The organism is Arthrobacter sp. 08Y14 (assembly GCF_002929455.1).
GTDB classification, from domain to species: domain Bacteria; phylum Actinomycetota; class Actinomycetes; order Actinomycetales; family Micrococcaceae; genus Arthrobacter_B; species Arthrobacter_B sunyaminii.
The window spans coordinates 35,880-51,382 of sequence record NZ_PJIX01000004.1 but is presented as its reverse complement, the minus strand read 5'-3'; the positions used below and the strand labels follow the sequence as shown (position 1 = coordinate 51,382).

General features: G+C 65.8%; 14 protein-coding genes. 5 read left to right on the top strand and 9 right to left on the bottom strand.

From position 1 onward, the window contains the following. Positions 1–50: 50 nt before the first annotated feature. Positions 51–1,568, bottom strand: coding sequence for an ABC transporter substrate-binding protein (locus tag CXR03_RS16075; RefSeq protein ID WP_104104767.1), 1,518 nt, complete (start codon positions 1,566–1,568; stop codon positions 51–53). Positions 1,569–1,738: 170 nt separating this feature from the next. Here CXR03_RS16075 and CXR03_RS16070 point away from each other — a divergent pair, with 170 nt between their 5' ends. Next, a complete protein-coding gene (locus CXR03_RS16070) occupies positions 1,739–2,482 on the top strand; it encodes a FadR/GntR family transcriptional regulator (RefSeq protein ID WP_104104766.1) in 744 nt (247 codons plus the stop codon). Positions 2,483–2,605: 123 nt separating this feature from the next. Here CXR03_RS16070 and CXR03_RS18745 read toward each other — a convergent pair whose 3' ends face one another. The 8 genes from CXR03_RS18745 to CXR03_RS16030 all read right to left on the bottom strand — a co-directional run bounded on the left by CXR03_RS18745 (position 2,606) and on the right by CXR03_RS16030 (position 10,746). Then, complete coding sequence (locus CXR03_RS18745) at positions 2,606–3,490, bottom strand: cytochrome b/b6 domain-containing protein (RefSeq protein ID WP_258073726.1); 885 nt, start codon at positions 3,488–3,490, stop codon at positions 2,606–2,608. Between the two features lie 499 nt (positions 3,491–3,989). Continuing rightward, positions 3,990–4,976: an electron transfer flavoprotein subunit alpha/FixB family protein gene (locus CXR03_RS16060; RefSeq protein WP_104104764.1), complete on the bottom strand. Its 987-nt coding sequence runs from the start codon at positions 4,974–4,976 to the stop codon at positions 3,990–3,992. Positions 4,977–4,984: 8 nt separating this feature from the next. Beyond that, a complete protein-coding gene (locus CXR03_RS16055) occupies positions 4,985–5,761 on the bottom strand; it encodes an electron transfer flavoprotein subunit beta/FixA family protein (RefSeq protein ID WP_104104763.1) in 777 nt (258 codons plus the stop codon). 174 nt (positions 5,762–5,935) lie between these two features. Beyond that, positions 5,936–7,351 (bottom strand): MFS transporter, encoded by a 1,416-nt coding sequence (locus CXR03_RS16050; protein WP_104104762.1) that lies wholly within the window; start codon positions 7,349–7,351, stop codon positions 5,936–5,938. Further along, complete coding sequence (locus CXR03_RS16045; RefSeq protein WP_104104761.1) at positions 7,344–7,766, bottom strand: MarR family transcriptional regulator; 423 nt, start codon at positions 7,764–7,766, stop codon at positions 7,344–7,346. The genes CXR03_RS16050 and CXR03_RS16045 overlap by 8 nt, the downstream gene beginning before the upstream one ends. Before the next feature lie 88 nt (positions 7,767–7,854). Further along, positions 7,855–8,604, bottom strand: a complete 750-nt coding sequence (locus CXR03_RS16040) for a GntR family transcriptional regulator (protein ID WP_104104896.1) — start codon at positions 8,602–8,604, stop codon at positions 7,855–7,857. 48 nt (positions 8,605–8,652) lie between these two features. Then, positions 8,653–9,537 (bottom strand): CoA ester lyase, encoded by an 885-nt coding sequence (locus CXR03_RS16035; RefSeq protein WP_104104760.1) that lies wholly within the window; start codon positions 9,535–9,537, stop codon positions 8,653–8,655. 15 nt (positions 9,538–9,552) lie between these two features. Continuing rightward, a complete protein-coding gene (locus tag CXR03_RS16030) occupies positions 9,553–10,746 on the bottom strand; it encodes an acyl-CoA dehydrogenase family protein (protein ID WP_104104895.1) in 1,194 nt (397 codons plus the stop codon). 209 nt (positions 10,747–10,955) lie between these two features. On the opposite strand from CXR03_RS16030, the gene CXR03_RS16025 reads away from it, so the two are divergent. Genes CXR03_RS16025 through CXR03_RS16010 form a run of 4 tightly spaced genes read left to right on the top strand, consistent with a single transcriptional unit; the run spans position 10,956 to position 15,436 of the window. Next, complete coding sequence (locus CXR03_RS16025; protein WP_104104759.1) at positions 10,956–11,774, top strand: enoyl-CoA hydratase/isomerase family protein; 819 nt, start codon at positions 10,956–10,958, stop codon at positions 11,772–11,774. Continuing rightward, positions 11,771–13,150 (top strand): acetate--CoA ligase family protein, encoded by a 1,380-nt coding sequence (locus tag CXR03_RS16020; RefSeq protein ID WP_104104758.1) that lies wholly within the window; start codon positions 11,771–11,773, stop codon positions 13,148–13,150. The genes CXR03_RS16025 and CXR03_RS16020 overlap by 4 nt, the downstream gene beginning before the upstream one ends. Before the next feature lie 41 nt (positions 13,151–13,191). Beyond that, entirely contained in the window at positions 13,192–14,412 is a 1,221-nt protein-coding gene (locus tag CXR03_RS16015) for a CoA transferase (protein WP_104104757.1), read from the top strand. 52 nt (positions 14,413–14,464) lie between these two features. Next, positions 14,465–15,436 carry a MaoC family dehydratase gene (locus CXR03_RS16010; protein ID WP_104104756.1) on the top strand — a complete coding sequence of 324 codons (972 nt, stop codon included), beginning with the start codon at positions 14,465–14,467 and terminating at the stop codon, positions 15,434–15,436. Positions 15,437–15,503: the final 67 nt, after the last annotated feature.

Below are 15,503 nucleotides of genomic sequence, written 5' to 3'. Positions count from 1 at the left end.
CCTCTTTTCAGTCTGTGCCGTCGGCTCCGCGGGATGCTCTCACACCGGTTTCAGCTCCAGCCGATTCCGGTCAGGTCCAGGGCCTCGGTGACGGAGTTGGCGGGGACGTTGGTGACATCGGCATCGGCCACCACAATGTTCGGGAACAGGAAGAGGACTCCGGCGGCTGCGTCTTCGGTCACCGTGCGGACCACGTCCTTCATGCCGTCCACGTAGCCGGCTTCGTCGGCGGCGTCCGCTGTGGCGGCCGTTTCTGCGATCTTGGAGTTGTCATAGCCCAGGTAATAGTCCGGGTTGTTGAACATGGTCAGGAAATCCCGGCTTTCCACGGCAAGGACCACGGACATGTCGTAGTCATGCTGGGTGAAGACCTTGTCCAGCCAGACGGCGGGGAACTCGGCGGATTCGATGGTGGCGCTGATGCCCACCTCCGCCAGCTGGGAGACCACAATTTCGGACACGGCTGTGGCGTACGGGCGGGTGGGGACGCTGAAGGTGATGTTCAGGTCCTCGGCTCCGGCTTCGGCGAGCAGCTCGCGGGCCTTGTCCGGGTCATAGGCGTTGACGTCGGTCAGGTCCTCGTAATACGGGTCGGTGGGCGGTACGGCCGCCCCCACCACGGTGCCGTAGCCGCTCCATGCGGTATCCAGCACGGCCTGCCGGTCGATGGCGTGCATGACCGCCTGGCGCACGCGGACATCGTCAAAGGGTGCCTGTTTGTTGTTCATGGACAGGATGATTTCGCCGTTGGAGGTGCCGTCCAGAACCTGGTAGGCGTCGTCGCTTTCAAAGGTGGAGAGCAGCTCGGGTGCCTGCATGTTGTAGACCACGTCCACGTCGCCGGAGCGCAGCGCGTTGGTGGTGGCCGTTGCGTCCGCGAAGTAGCGCAGCGTGGCGGTCTCCACCTTGGGCGCCTCGCCCCAATAGTCGTCGCGGGCCTTCATCTCGATGGACTGCCCGCGGTTCCAGGCCTCGATGGTGAACGGTCCGGTGCCGATGGCAGTGTTCGCCAGATCATCCACGCCGCTTTCATCGAACATGGCTCCCACCGGTGTGCCGAGGTCAAAAAGCCAGGCGTTGCTCGGCCGGCTCAACACAATCTCCACTTCGGTGTCACCCAGGACGTTGACCGCCTCCACAATGGCCATCTTGTTCTTCAGGCTCGAAACCCATGCCCCGGAGTTGACCCGGTCGAGGCTGAACTTCACGTCGTCGGCGGTAAACGGCTCGCCGTTGGAGAAGGTGACGTCCGGCTGCAGCGTGAACGTGTAGGTGCGGCGGTCCTCGCTGATGTCCCAGGACTCGGCAAGCAATGGCTGGATGGCGCCGTCCTGGTCAATTTCCACCAGGCCTTCATACACGTTGGTCATCAGCGCCTGGGGAATGGCGGCGCCGGCGGTGGTGGTGAAGTCAAGGTTGGTGGGTTCTCCGGTGAGGGCCACTGTGATTCCGGACCGCTCCTCAGCGGACTCGGCCGGCTCCTCCCCCGAAGAACCCGCAGAGCAGGATGACAGGAAGAGCGCCGATGCGGCCAGCGCGACCGCTGCCCGGGAAGGTGCACGATTCATTGGGGATCTCCATCCTCCGGCAAGTCCAACAATTTGAACCAGACAACCTCATGGAGTGCCAGCCTGTCTACCTATTTATCTGGTCTTACCAGTGAAAGTTTTGGACGGAGGTATATCGCTGGCCGATGCGGCCCGGTAGATTCGAAAAAACTTCGATTGTGAAGGGCCGCATGAGCAAAATCAGTTTCTCTCCCGCTGTCCCCGTCCTGACCTACGAACGCGTGGTGGAACAGATCGAAGCGGTCATCATTTCCGGCGAGGTTCAGCCCGGACAGCATCTGCCCAGCGAACGCGAGCTGATGGTCCAGTTCTCGGTCAGCCGCCCCACGGTGCGTGAAGCGCTCCGGGTGCTGCAGAGCCGGGGACTCATCGCCTCCCGGCCCGGCGGACGCTCCGGGCCGGAGGTGCTTCCCTTCACCGGACAGGCGCTGCAGCAGTCCTTCACCACGCTGGCAAGAATTGCTTCCCTGTCCCTCTCGGACCTCGTCCAGTTCCGCATCATCCTGGAAAGCTCCGCCTGCCAGCTGGCAGCCGCGCTGCACACGCCAGAGCAGCTTGCCGCGATGCACGGTGCGGTGGAACGCATGGAATCCGCGGCAGGCAGCATGGACCTGTTCAATGCAGCGGATCTGGAGTTTCACGCCGTCGTCTGGGAGGCCAGCCACAACCAGCTGCTGCAGGCCAGCGGCCAGGCCGTCTCCGGCGCGCTCCTGGACCTCATGAATGATCGAATCTCTTCGGCCGGTGACCCCGGGGTTGCCATGCGGGATGCCGCCGCCAGCGATCGACTGCTCTTCAGTGCCATTGCCAGCGGGGACAGCGCGGCCGCTGCCGAGCAGGCCCGCCGCTCGATCACGGCCACCTACGCCGAGTATCTGGATGCTGACGGACGCAACGGGCTGGCCGCGCTCTGAGCCTGTAGCCGGGCCGCCACGTCCGCACACATCAGCAGCCAGACAACAAGAGGAAGTGGCGATACATCACGACATACCTTATCCCGGTGGCCGGAACAGGTGCACCGGTCCGGCCCCAGCCCGTTACCGCCCGACCTTGCCGGTGAGCTGGGCGATGGGTGCAAACACCAGCGGCCGTGCGGCGATCACGGCACCCACCATTACGACCAGGGACACAAAGAAGATCCAGAAACCGGCCCAGCCACTCGAATCCTGTGAGGCGTACATGTGGTTGAGGTTGCGCAGCGCCCCTGTGGCGAAAACCAGCGCAACATGTGAGATCACGAAGAGGACAAAGTACAGCATCACGGGGAAGTGAACAGCGCGCGCCCACTCGACTGGATAAATCCGGTTGAGCCGGGTCGCATTCTTCGGCCACGCCCCCGACATCCGGATACCGGTGAGTGCTGCCAACGGTGCCGCGATGAAAATGGTGACGAAGTAAGCCAGCATCTGGAGGCTGTTGTAGTTCACCCAGCCGTTTTCCAGCGGCCAGTCAAGGGACAGATACTGCAGGGCCGCCGAAACGGCGTTGGGGAACACTTCCCAAGAGGTCGGCACGACACGCATCCACTGGCCCGTGGCGAAGAGCAGGATCACGAAGACCAACCCGTTGAGGATCCACAGCGCGTCGAAGGTCAGGTGCGCCCACAGGGTGAGGCTAATCTTCTGCGGCGCATTCTTTGTCTTGATCAGGCCGGTGTTGTTGCGCACCCAGGTGGCGGGCGGGCGCTTCTGCGTCCGCACCTGCCATCCGGTCCGGATGATCAGCACCAGGAAGAAGGCGTTGAAGAAGTGCTGCCAGCCCAGCCAGACCGGCAGCCCGACCGGCGCGCCCTCCGGCAGATGTGTCTCGCCGGGATAACGGGTTAAGAAGTCCTGCACGGAGTCCAACGAAACAAGCCAGCGGGCAAACAGGACCGCGAGGGCGGCCGCAGCCAGCAGTCCGGCAAGCCCCAGAAAGGCCATGCGGACCCGTGACCGAGGCTGACGCTGCACGTCTTGGCCCGGAATGGTGGTTGCCCCTTGGCTACCGGCTTGGGAAGCGGGGGGTGCCGGCGGCGCAGGCGCCGCGTCCGGCTCCTCCGGTGCCGGGTCCGCCGTCGGGGCTGTCTGCGTCGGGGCTGCTGCGGCCGGGCCAGCCCCGGGCCGCGGCAGGCCGGACCGCCGGCGCTCCGGGGAACCACCCGGCGACGGCGGCGCGGCCGACACATCCGGCCTGCCGGCCGCCGCCTGCGCACCCGGGGCGGCGGAGCCGGCGCCGGTCACGTCCCGGAGCAGCCCCGTACGCCTGGGCTTGGCGGACGGCCGTTCACCGTTTGCCGCGGCCCCGGCCGGACCGGGTGCCTGCGCGGCCAAAGCGGATGAGGCACGCCCGGCTGTTTCCGGGCCCGCTTCGCCGGCTCGCCTCGGCAAGCCGCGGCGAACCGGTGCCGTGCCTCCCGTGCCTGTGTCCTCGGCCATTGGGTCAGCTCCTCCGGGCCTCGAGGGCCGAGACGAGCTGCGGCACCACGGTGTGCACGTCGCCTACGATTCCGAAATCCGCCACCTCAAAGATCGGTGCGTCTGCGTCCTTATTGATCGCAACAATCGTTTTTGCGGTCTGCATGCCGGCGCGGTGCTGGATCGCACCGGAAATGCCCAGGGCGACGTACAGCTGCGGTGACACCGACACACCGGTCTGCCCGACCTGGTGAGTATGCGGAATGTATCCGGCATCCACGGCGGCGCGCGATGCTCCGACCGCTGCACCCAGGGAATCGGCCAACTGGCCCACGAGTTCGAATTTTTCGGCCGACCCCAGTCCGCGGCCACCGGAAACCACCTTCGCCGCGCCGCGGAGCTCCGGCCTGGTTGAACTCTTCGTGACCCCTTCGAACGAGGTCACGGCGGCAGCCGGCGCGCCGGACGGCTGCACGTCCAGGGCCAGAAGCTCCGGTTTCCGCGCTTCGGCGCGCGCCTCGATGGCGCCCTGGCGCACGGTGATCACCGGGAAGCCCACAGTCACGGCGGTGCCGACGTTGTAAGCCCCGCCGTACACGGAATGCTGGGCGACAATCCCCTCGTCGTCACGGCCAATTCCCACGACGTCGACGTTCAGACCGGAATGCGTGCGGACCGCGAGCCGACCGGCAATGTCCCGGCCTTCAATGGAGTTGGGAATGAGCACGGCATCGGGCCGGACCAGCGCCACAGCAGCGGCGAGGGCATCGACTGCCGGTCGGGTGAGTACGGTGCCCGCGTCTGCGGCCTCCGCTGTGAGCACCTGCGCGGCACCCCAGTTGCCCAGTGTCGACGCCGCTGCGCTTCCCTGCCCGGGCTGTGTGACGACGAGCGCCACGGGAGTGCCCACCAGTGCGGCAGCACCGAGCAGCGCCGCGGCACTCGAGGCCACTTCTCCGTCCGGAGTGACCTCAGCAAAAACCAAGACTGAATCGTTAGCGAATTCCATCATTTTCCTTCCTAAGCCAGTCGGTTGCTCACGAGGAAATCGACCAGCTGAGCGGCCGCGTCCCCTTCATCGGTGATTTTCACTCCGGCCTGGCGTGCGGGACGCTCGGCCACGGCAATCACGATGGACCGCCCCACGGACTCGTCCTCTGCGTGGACGCCCAGTTCCGCGAGTCCGACCGTCTCGAGCGGCTTTTTCTTGGCGGCCATGATTCCCCTGAAGTTGGGGAACCTGGCGCCGGGCATGGACTCCGTCACGGAAATCACGGCAGGCAGCCCTGCCTCGACCGATGCAATCCCTGCCTCACTGGTCCGCCGGCCGCGGATGCCGGAGTCGTCAATGGAGACCGATTCGAGGCTTGTGAGGTGCGGTGTGCCGAGCAGTTCGGCAATCATTGCCGGAATTACTCCACCGTTTCCGTCAGTCGAGAGGTTTCCGGCGATGACGAGATCAAATGCTCGGCGTCGCAGGGCGGCGGCGAGCACCTCCGCCGTCAGCGTGAGATCGGCGCCGAGCAGCCCGTCGTCATGGATGTGAACCGCGTTGTCGGCTCCCATCGCCAGTCCCTTGCGCAAACCCGCCGCAGCCGTCGCCGGCCCCATCGAGACAACCGTTACTTCGGTTCCCGGATGGTTGTCGGCATGGGTGAGCGCCACTTCCAGTGCACGCTCACCTATCTCATCGAGGACGGCCTCGGTGGCCCCCCGATCAGCCAGGCCGCTCTGCAGGTCGAGCTTACGCTCGCCGTACGTGTCCGGGACTTCCTTCAGCAAGACAGCAATTCTCATCGATCCCCACGCTCCTGTCGCACGTTCGTTCCGTTCAACCGACAGCGTTGGCCAAAGCCGGGACTGCTGCCCTCGGATGGCCGTCGATCGGCCCCGCCGGTTAACTTGGATAAAATATATCATGCGTAGTCGATGGAAGGAGTGTGCTGACCAAAACGGGCCTGCGTCAGCCCGTCAGGGCATCGGGTCCTTGGCTGGCTCCCGCCCAGACCGGGCAACCAAGAAGTGGATCAGCAACGCAGCAAACACGCCCGCGCACACGAGCGCGCCAAGAGCAAACGTCGTGCTGATGCCGGCCTCGGTGGCATAGGGGCCATGCGGGGTGTGCGCTGCGAGCAACGCAGCGGAGACTGCAGTGCCGAACGAACTGCCAACGGTGCGCAGCACCTGGTTGAAGCTCACCGAACTGCCCAGCTCCTCGCTGGCCACGCTGCGGGCGATCAGGGCCGGCATGGCGGCATAGCTGGCGCCCATGCCCAGGCCGAAGACCAGCATCCCCAGCAGGATCTCCCACAGCTGCGTGTGGGCGAACCAGATCAGCGTGCCGGCTGCCGTCATGGTTCCGGCACCTATCGGCAGCAGGGTGGTCAGGCTGATCCGATCGGACAGCCGGCGCACCAGGCGGTTCGCACTGAAACTGCCCACCGACAGCGGAAACATGACAAAACCGGCCCAGAGCACCGGCAGCGCCAGACCGTAGCCGGTGGATTCGGGGGCCTGCGCCACGAGGCTGGACATCGATAGGCCGATGTACAGAGCGGCACCGAGGCCCATGGCCGTGCCGTTGGCCAGAAGCACCTCGGCGTTGCGCAGGACCCGGAGATTGATCAGCGGATGCGGCACCCGCAGTTCCGTCCAGACCCAAACGGCCAGGACCGCGGCGGCGACGCCGAAGACTGCCATGGTCCACGGCGCGTCCCACCCCCAGTTCGGCCCTTCGCTGATGCCCAGAAGGAGGACCCCGAGACCGAGGCCGAGCAGCGCGGCGCCCCGGAAATCAAAAGGGTTCCGAGTGGCTTGCTCATCAGGCCCCGGCGGAACGAGGCGCCATATGGCCGCGGCAGCGGTGGCCACGAACAGCGCTGCGAACCAGAAGGCGAAACGGAAGTCGAGAAGTCCGGCGATGACCCCGGTTAAGGGGTAGCCGATACCGATCCCCGTCGACACCGTCACCGAGAGACTGGAGATCGCCGGCTGGATCTTCGCGGGCTCAACGTACCGCCGGGCGAGCGCGATCGTCACCGGAACAATGCCGTAGCTGAGGCCCTGCAGCGCCCGGCCGATAAGGAACACAGTGAAGTTCGGCGCCAGCGCGGCCAGCACCGACCCGATGAAGATGACCGCCAGGGACCACAGCAGCAGCCGCTTCTTGAACGGCCCGTCGCTGAGCCTTCCCATCACTGGCGTGGCGATGGCACCGACCAAGAGGTTAATGGTGAGCATCCACTGCGCCGTGCTGACCGTAACGTCCATCGCTTCGGCAATCGAGGGAACCAGCAGCATGCCCAGTGAGCTCACGATCGCCGTGCACAGGGCTGCATACACAAGTGCGGGCAGCGGGCGGGCCGAAGCCATGCGGACCTCACTCATCGGATGCCGCCGCCAGCTTGCGCAGGACGGGCACAGCGGCCTCCAGGACTGCGCGCTCCTGCGGCGTCAGCTGACGCGAGACGGACTGCTCCAGCCAGCCGTAGCCTGCGGCCAGCTCCTGAACCAGTTTGCCCTGCCCGGCGTCCGTGATTTGAATCCAGACCCGACGGCGGTCCTCGGTATCGGGAAGCCTGGCGACGAACCGCAGCCCCTCCAGCTCACGCACCGCGAGCGACATGCCCTGGGGACTGACATGGCCGGCAGCGGCGAGTTCCGAAACAGTGGCTGGCCCGTGCTCCGAGAGGTAGCGGAGGGCACCGAGCTTGCCCGCGGAAACGGACCGTTCAGCATTCAGCCGCCGGAGCAGCGGCAGCAGCACTTCAAGAAGGGACCGGGTCAGTCTGTCTTCAACCATTGCCCAAATATACAAGCAAACTGATCAAGTTACTTGATCAGTTTGCTTGTATATGTGAGTGGGGGTCGACGACGGAAAGGTACCGCCCTTATGCGTCGGAAGACTCCGGGCTGTTGTCCTGATCGGCCCACAGCCCCCGCTCGCGGAGCATATCGATCAGCCGGTCGGCTGCGCCCGCGATATGGGCTTCCGTGAGGCTGCGCGCCAGCTCCCCGTCCTTGTCCCGGAGTGCCTGGACGATGAGTGGATGCTCTTCCTGGCTGTCATGGATCTGCCCCTCGATGGCGGCATAAAAACGGTTGGGGAGCTGCTTGACCACGGTACCCAGCAGACGGGCCAGCCGCGGCGATTCGCCCGCCAGGTTGAGTTCGCGGTGAAAAACATGGCCCAGCTCGATCAGCGCTTCATCGTCCCCCGCTTCGGCGGCGCGGTCATACTCCGCGCTGATGGACTCAAGCCGCTGGATCCGCTCCGGCGTGGCGCGCTGTCCGGCCCGGGCCGCGAGCTCACCGGCAAGCTTTGCCTGCGCCCAGAACAGATCCCGGATGTCCTCGGGAGTGAAGGATGAGACCACGAACCCGCGACGCGGAACCAAGCGCACGAAACCCTCATTGGAGAGCAGCAGCAGACCTTCGCGCACCGGAGTGTTGCTCACGCCGACCGCTTCGGCAATCCGCTCCATCCTGAGGAACTCTCCCTCCTTCACCCCTCCGGAGACGATGAGCTCACGGACATAGGACGCGACCTCTTCCGGAAGCTGCTGCCGGCGGGAGGTGCGGCGCGATTGATAGCTGTACCCGAGGTCGTCAGGGCTGTTTGGCTGGGTGGTAGGCACCATGGTAAGCATTATATGTTAAACATCCTTCGGCCTCGGTACCCGCGGCGGCTAGGGCACGTGTGGCGGCCGGCCGGCCGCCTTGCCACGTTCGATGATGCGTTCGGCCTGGCGGATCACGGGTTCGTCAACCATCCCGCCCTCGAACTGCACGACGCCGCGGCCGGAGTGCACCAGATCCATGACGGCGCGGGCGCGCCGCAACTCATCAGGACTGGGAAGGAAGGCGCTGCGGACTACGTCCGCCTGGCTTGGATGGATGCATGCCTTGAAGGCGAACCCGCTGGCGACGGCATCCTTTGCCTCGTCCGCCAGGCCCGTCACATCCCGGATATCAATGTAAACGGTGTCGATGCCAGGCTTCCCACCGGCAGCTGCGTTCAGAAGTACGGTTGAGCGCGCCGCTTGGAACACATGGCGAAGGGTTCCGTTGGCTGTGCGCGAGGACGTACCGCCCAGCGATGTGGTGAGGTCCTCGCCGCCCCACATCACTGCGGCCACGGCGGGGTGCTGCGCAATCTCCAGCGACCGCGCGACGCCCAGGGCCGTTTCACACAGGGCCACCACCGCGACCCCCGGCAGATCTGCGGCCAGGCGGTCGAGGTCGGCAACCGCTTCAACCTTCGGCAGCATGACCGCGCGGATGCCGCTGGCTGCCAGGACCCGGACATCGTCCGCATAATGCCCGCTGCCGATCGCGTTGATGCGGACCACAATCCGCAGCGGGTCGGCGGTAAGAACCGGCCGGTTGGCCGGGTCCGCGGTCCAGGCCTGCAGTGCCCGCCGCGCGTCGGCCTTGCGTCCGCCGGCAACCGCGTCCTCCAGGTCCAGGATGACGCAGTCGGCGCGTTCCAGCGCCTTTCCGTAGCGGTCCGGCCGGTCGGCGGGGCAGAACAGGATTGCCGGACCTGCCAGCGACGGCGGTGCTGTCTTCATGTTCCCGCGTCCCGTCTACTGCGCGTACTGCTTGAGCAAGCTGCGGCCGATGATCATTTTCTGAATATCCGATGTGCCCTCGCCGATCAGCATGAAGGCCGCCTCGCGGTACAGCCGTTCAATCTCAAACTCCTTGGAGTACCCGTAGCCTCCGTGGATGCGGAACGACGCCTCGACCACTTCGCTGCAGAATTCACTGGCCACCATCTTGGCCATGCCGGCCTCGACGTCGTTGCGTTGACCCGAGTCCTTGCGCCGGGCGGCGTTGACAACCATGGCGTGCGCGGTCTCGACCTTGGTTGCCATCTCCGCGAGGCGGAAGAGGATGGCTTGGTGGTCGGCGATCCGCTTGCCCATGCTTTCGCGCTGCTGCGCGTAGCTGATGCCCAGTTCGAAGGCGCGGTTGGCGATTCCGACGGCGCGGGCACCGACGTTCACCCGGCCCACCTCGACTCCGTCCATCATCTGGTAGAAGCCCTTGCCGGGGGTTCCGCCGAGGATCTGATCCGCGCCGATACGGTGGCCGTCGAAGAACAGCTCCGTGGTTTCCACTCCCTTGTAACCCATCTTGTCGAGCTTCTTCGGCACGGTGACGCCCTGGGCTGTTTCACCCAGGCCGGGCTCTTTTTCCACCAGGAAGGCGGTCAGGTTCCGGTACGGGCTGGAGTCCCCCTCGTCGGTCTTGGTCAACACGGCCACAAGGTTGGCTGTGGCTCCGTTGGTCACCCACATTTTCTGGCCGGAGATTTCGTAGTTTCCATCGTCCAGCTGCTTGGCCCGGGTCGAAACGGCCGCCACGTCTGAGCCGAGGCCCGGTTCGGACATCGAAAATGCGCCACGAATTTCCCCGGTGGCCATGCGCGGCAGGTACTTCTGCTTCTGTTCCGGGGTGCCGTGCTGCATCAGCAGATACGCAACGATGAAGTGGGTATTGATGACACCGGACACGCTCATCCACCCCCGGGCAATTTCCTCTACCACCAGGGCGTAGGTGAGGAGGGACTCCCCAAGGCCGCCGAACTCCTCCGGAATGGTGAGGCCGAAGATTCCGAGTTCCTTGAGCCCCTCGATGATCTCCGTGGGATAGGCATCCTGATGCTCAAGTTCCGTGGCTACGGGGAGGATCTCCCGTTCAACAAACAGCCGGACGGTGCTCAGAATCTCTGTTTGAATTTCGGTCAGGCCGTCAGTGCTCACGAGTCGCTGCATCGTCATCTCTTTTCCGCGGGGTCGGTACCGCCACAGTGGACCGGCGGTGAATATGAAGTATATAATATGTGATTGTAACGAAGAAGGGAGAATCAAGGCTCCCATCCCCAAGGACCGCGCTTCGGCCGGACCCCGCCGCCTCACCGACGAGAGTGCAGGCGGGGTGTCATCCGCGGGGCATGAGCTTCGTGCTGACCGAAAGGATTCCCATGTCAGACCTCATCGAGCGATACAAGCAGGCCTTCAGCAGGTTGTCCTTTGAAAGCCATCAGGACGGTGTGCTCGAGGTGATTTTCGACGGGCCGGGCCTGAATGCCGTGGATGAGGCCACACACACCCAGATCCCGGCCATCTGGCCCATGATCGATCAGGACCCCGAAGTCCGGGCCGTCCTGGTCCGCGGCGCCGGCAAAGCCTTTTCCGCCGGCGGCAGCTTTGACCTCATCGACCGCCAGATCGAGGACTATGACGTCCGGATGCGGGTGATGCGCGAATCCAGCGACCTCTTCTACAACATCATCAACTGCAGCAAGCCGATCATTTCGGCTATCCACGGCCCGGCTGTCGGAGCGGGGCTGGTTGTGGCGCTGATGGCAGATATTTCAGTTGCGGCCCGCGATGCCCGCATCATCGACGGCCATACCCGCCTCGGCGTCGCCGCCGGCGACCATGCCTCCATGGTCTGGCCGCTGCTCTGCGGGATGGCGAAGGCGAAGTACCTCCTCCTCACCTGCCGGGAGATCTCCGGAGAGGACGCCGAACGCGCCGGCCTAGTCTCCCTGACCGTCGACCGCGACGATCTGCTGTCCACGGCGCGGGAAATCGCCGGGGAGCTCAGCGACGGGGCGCAGGAAGCCATCGCCTGGACCAAACACTCACTGAACCAGTGGTACCGCCAAAACGGGCCGATGTTCGACGCCTCACTGGGACTGGAGTTCCTGGGCTTCGGCGGACCGGACGTGGCGGAGGGCGTTGCGGCGCACCGCGAGCGGCGCGCCCCGATGTTCCGCCGGGGGGCGGCTTCATGAGTCCGGCCCTGGCCGAACTGCTGTTCAACCCGCGCAGCGTTGTGGTCTACGGCGCGTCGGCTGATCCGGACAAGCTCTCCGGCCGCCCCCTGGCATACCTGCTGTCCTTTGGCTTCGAAGGGTCCGTCTATGCGGTAAATCCCCGGCGCTCCGAGGTGCAGGGCGTGCCCTCCTACCCGGATGTCGCATCCATCGGCGAGCCGGTGGACCTGGCTGTGATCGTCGTTCCGGCTCCTGCCGTGCCGGACGCGGTCCGCCGGTGCGGGCAGGCCGGAGTGGGGGCGGCCATCGTGTTCGCCTCGGGTTTCGCCGAAGCGGAGGACGGCCAGGACCTGCAGACGGAACTCGCAGACGCCGTCCGGGAAACCGGCATCCGGCTCCTGGGCCCGAACTGCCTCGGCGCGTTCTCAGCGGCCAACAATGTCTACAGCACCTTCTCCACCGCCTTCGATGCCGAAGGAGACCGGCCGTACGCGCCCATTGCTCTGGTTTCGCAGAGCGGCGCCGTCGGAACCTTTACCTACACCACCATGGTGGCAAACGGCCTGGGCCTCCGCCACTACGCAAACACGGGCAATGAAATCGATGTCACCGCGGTGGAGATTCTGGACGCGCTCGCCGACGACGACGCCGTCGAGGTCCTCATGGGCCATCTGGAGGGAGTACGGGATCTGGCCGCGCTGCGCTCGCTGGTCAGCAAGGCCGCCCGGAAGGATAAGCCGCTGCTCTTCCTGAAATCCGGCCGCACCGAGGCGGGTGCCCGCGCCGTGCGCCGGCACACCGCCAGCATTGCCGGTGACGACGCCGCGTTCGACCAGGTCCTGGCGGCCGGGAAGGCGGTGCGCGTCGAGAGCATGCAGGAGTGGGCCGACGCCGCCCTGCTCTTCGCCGACGGGCGTCGCATGGCCGGCCCGCGCCTGTCCATTTTGACCCTCAGCGGAGGTTCCGGCGCGCTCGCCGCCGACCGCGCCGTGCTGGAGGGGCTGCGTGTTGATCCCTGGTCCGAGGCCGAGGACCACCGGGCCCTGCGCGAGGTGCTGCCGTCCTTCGCTTCGACCGCCAATCCCATTGATATGACGGGGGCGATGATCAATGACCTGTCCCTCCTGGACAGAGGGCTGTCCGTAACCTCCGCCAACGCACAGACCGATGCCATCCTGGTCATCCTGGGCAACGCCGACAAGGACGCGGAAAAGATCGTGGAACGCCTCGTGGCCGCACACCGGGCCAGCACGAAACCGTTCGCGGTTGTGTGGACCGGCGGCAGCGGACGTCCGCTCCGGGCACTACTCGAAGCCGGCGTCCCCGCCTATCCGGAACCGGACCGGGCCGTGCGGGTGCTCGCCCACCTGCACCACCATTCGAGCGCCGGCTGACGGCCCGTGTTCCCCACGTACCGACCAGAGAAAGCTCAACCATGACCGAACATCAGGCACCCGGACTCCTGGACGGCCTGCGGGTGATCGAATTCTCCAGTTTTGTCGCCGGTCCCCTCGGCGGCATGACCCTGGCCCAGCTGGGAGCTGACGTCATCCGCGTCGACCCCATCAACGGCGCCCCGGACTCCCACCGATGGCCCCTTTCGGCCAAGTCGAACAGGAGCCTGTTCTGGGACGGCCTGAACAAGGGCAAACGCTCCGTGGCCATCGATGTCCGCAGCCCCGCCGGCCAGGAGCTGCTGGTCGGGCTCGCGGCCGCCCCCGGCCCGCAGGGCGGCATCCTCATCGAAAACCAGCCCGGCCGCAGCTGGCTAGCGCCGGAGGCGCTGCGCCAGGTTCGCTCGGACTGCATCCACGTGCATATCGAAGGCCACGCGGACGGCCGCCCGGCCGTGGACTACACGATCAACCCTGAGATGGGCGTGCCCTGGATGACCGGACCGGAGAACTCCGCGGGGCCGGTCAACCACGTGCTGCCGGCCTGGGACCTGCTCACCGGGGCAACTGCATCGATTGGCCTCCTCGCCGCCCTTCGCCACCGGGACCTCACTGGCGAGGGCCGGTACATAGCCATCTCCCTCGCCGATGTAGCCCTTGCCGGCCTCGCCTCCATGGGCTGGCTCACTGAAGCCGAAGAGCGCGGCGGACGCGACCGGACGGGCAATTACCTCTACGGGGCCTACGGCATCGACTTCGCCACCCGGGACGGAGAACGCGTCATGGTCGTGGCCCTGACCGGACGGCAATGGAAAGTCCTGGTCCAGGCCACCGGCACGGCCGCCGTATTCGCGGCACTGGAGACCGCCCTTGACATCAACCTTGCCGATGAAGGTGACCGCTACATCCACCGGGAGACCCTCACCGCGGTCCTCAAACCCTGGTTCGCCGCCCGTGACATGGAGGAGGTTGAACGGGCCCTCGACGGGGTTGGCGCCCTGTGGAGCCGCTACCGTCACCCTTCAGAGGTTGTCGCGGACTTCCGCGCCGGCACCTCTTCCGGGGTACTGGCCGAAGTCGACCAGCCCGGCACCGGACCGGTCATTTCCTCACGTTCCCCCCTGCGTCTGGACGCCGGTTACGGCCCCACCGCCAGCGCACCCCACCGCGGCGAGCACACGGAGCAGGTGTTGTCTGAGGTTCTTGGCCTGACGGCCCGCGAGCTCGGCAAACTGCGGAACGACGGAGTCATCGGCACCTAGGCGCTGTGGCCCGCCGTCGTTCCCCACCACCCCCAAGAAGGAAGCGAGCAGGATGTTGTCCAATTTTGAAGGCCCGTATTTCGATGAGCTTGCCGTGGGCGACGTTTTCGATCAGGCCCCTGGCCTGACGCTGACCGACGGCCGGGCGGCTGTCCATCAGTCCATTCTGGGATCACGGCTGCGGTTGTCCCTGGACCAAGCACTGTCCCGCCGGGTTGCCGGGCGCCCGCTGGCCGATCCCGGCTTTGTTTGGGACGTGGCCATCGGGCAATCGACTCTGGTCACCCGAAGAGTCGTTGCCAACCTCTTCTACCGGGGCCTGTCATTCCACCGGCTGCCTTCCCTCGGGTCCACGCTGACCACCCGCACCGAGGTTGTCGGCCTGAAACAGAACAGGAGCGGTCCCACCGGCCTTGCCGCCCTGCGCGTCACCACCCGGGATCAGGACGATCAGCTCGTCCTGGACTTCCTGCGCTGCGCCATGCTGCCGCTGAAAGACCCGTCGACGCAGACCGGTCACGCCGATGACCTGTCGCAGCTGGGTTCCGAAACCGTTTCCACGGGTGCCGCGGCCATGGTTGAGGGTTGGGATATTACTGCCTTCCCGGAGTCGGCCGTCCCCTACACCGCGGGGCGGTCCTGGGAGCTCGAGGCGGGAGATGTCATTTCAAGCGCCCCCGAACTCGCCCGGCTCACGCTTAATCTGGCGCACGTCCACCATGACCGCTTCCGCCAGCCGTCGGGCCGGCTGGTCTACGGCGGACACACCATCGGCATTGCCCTGGCCCAACTGACGCGGACGCTGCCGGATCTGGTCACTATTTCGGGTTGGGCCGGCTGCGACCATCTTGGTCCCGTGCGGGAGGGTGACACGGTGGCATCCACCATCACGATCGAGAACGTTGCCGCCATGGACGGCGGGTGGCGGGCATTGGACCTGCGGATTCAGGTGAGGGCGCGCGGCGCGGCGGAGACCGAACCCGCCCCCGTACTCGACTGGAGGCTCACCGCCCTGAGCCGGTGAGGGCCCGCCCCGGGAAGCAGTCGTCGGCACCGGGCCGGGACCACAAAACGGGAGCCGGCCACCCGTA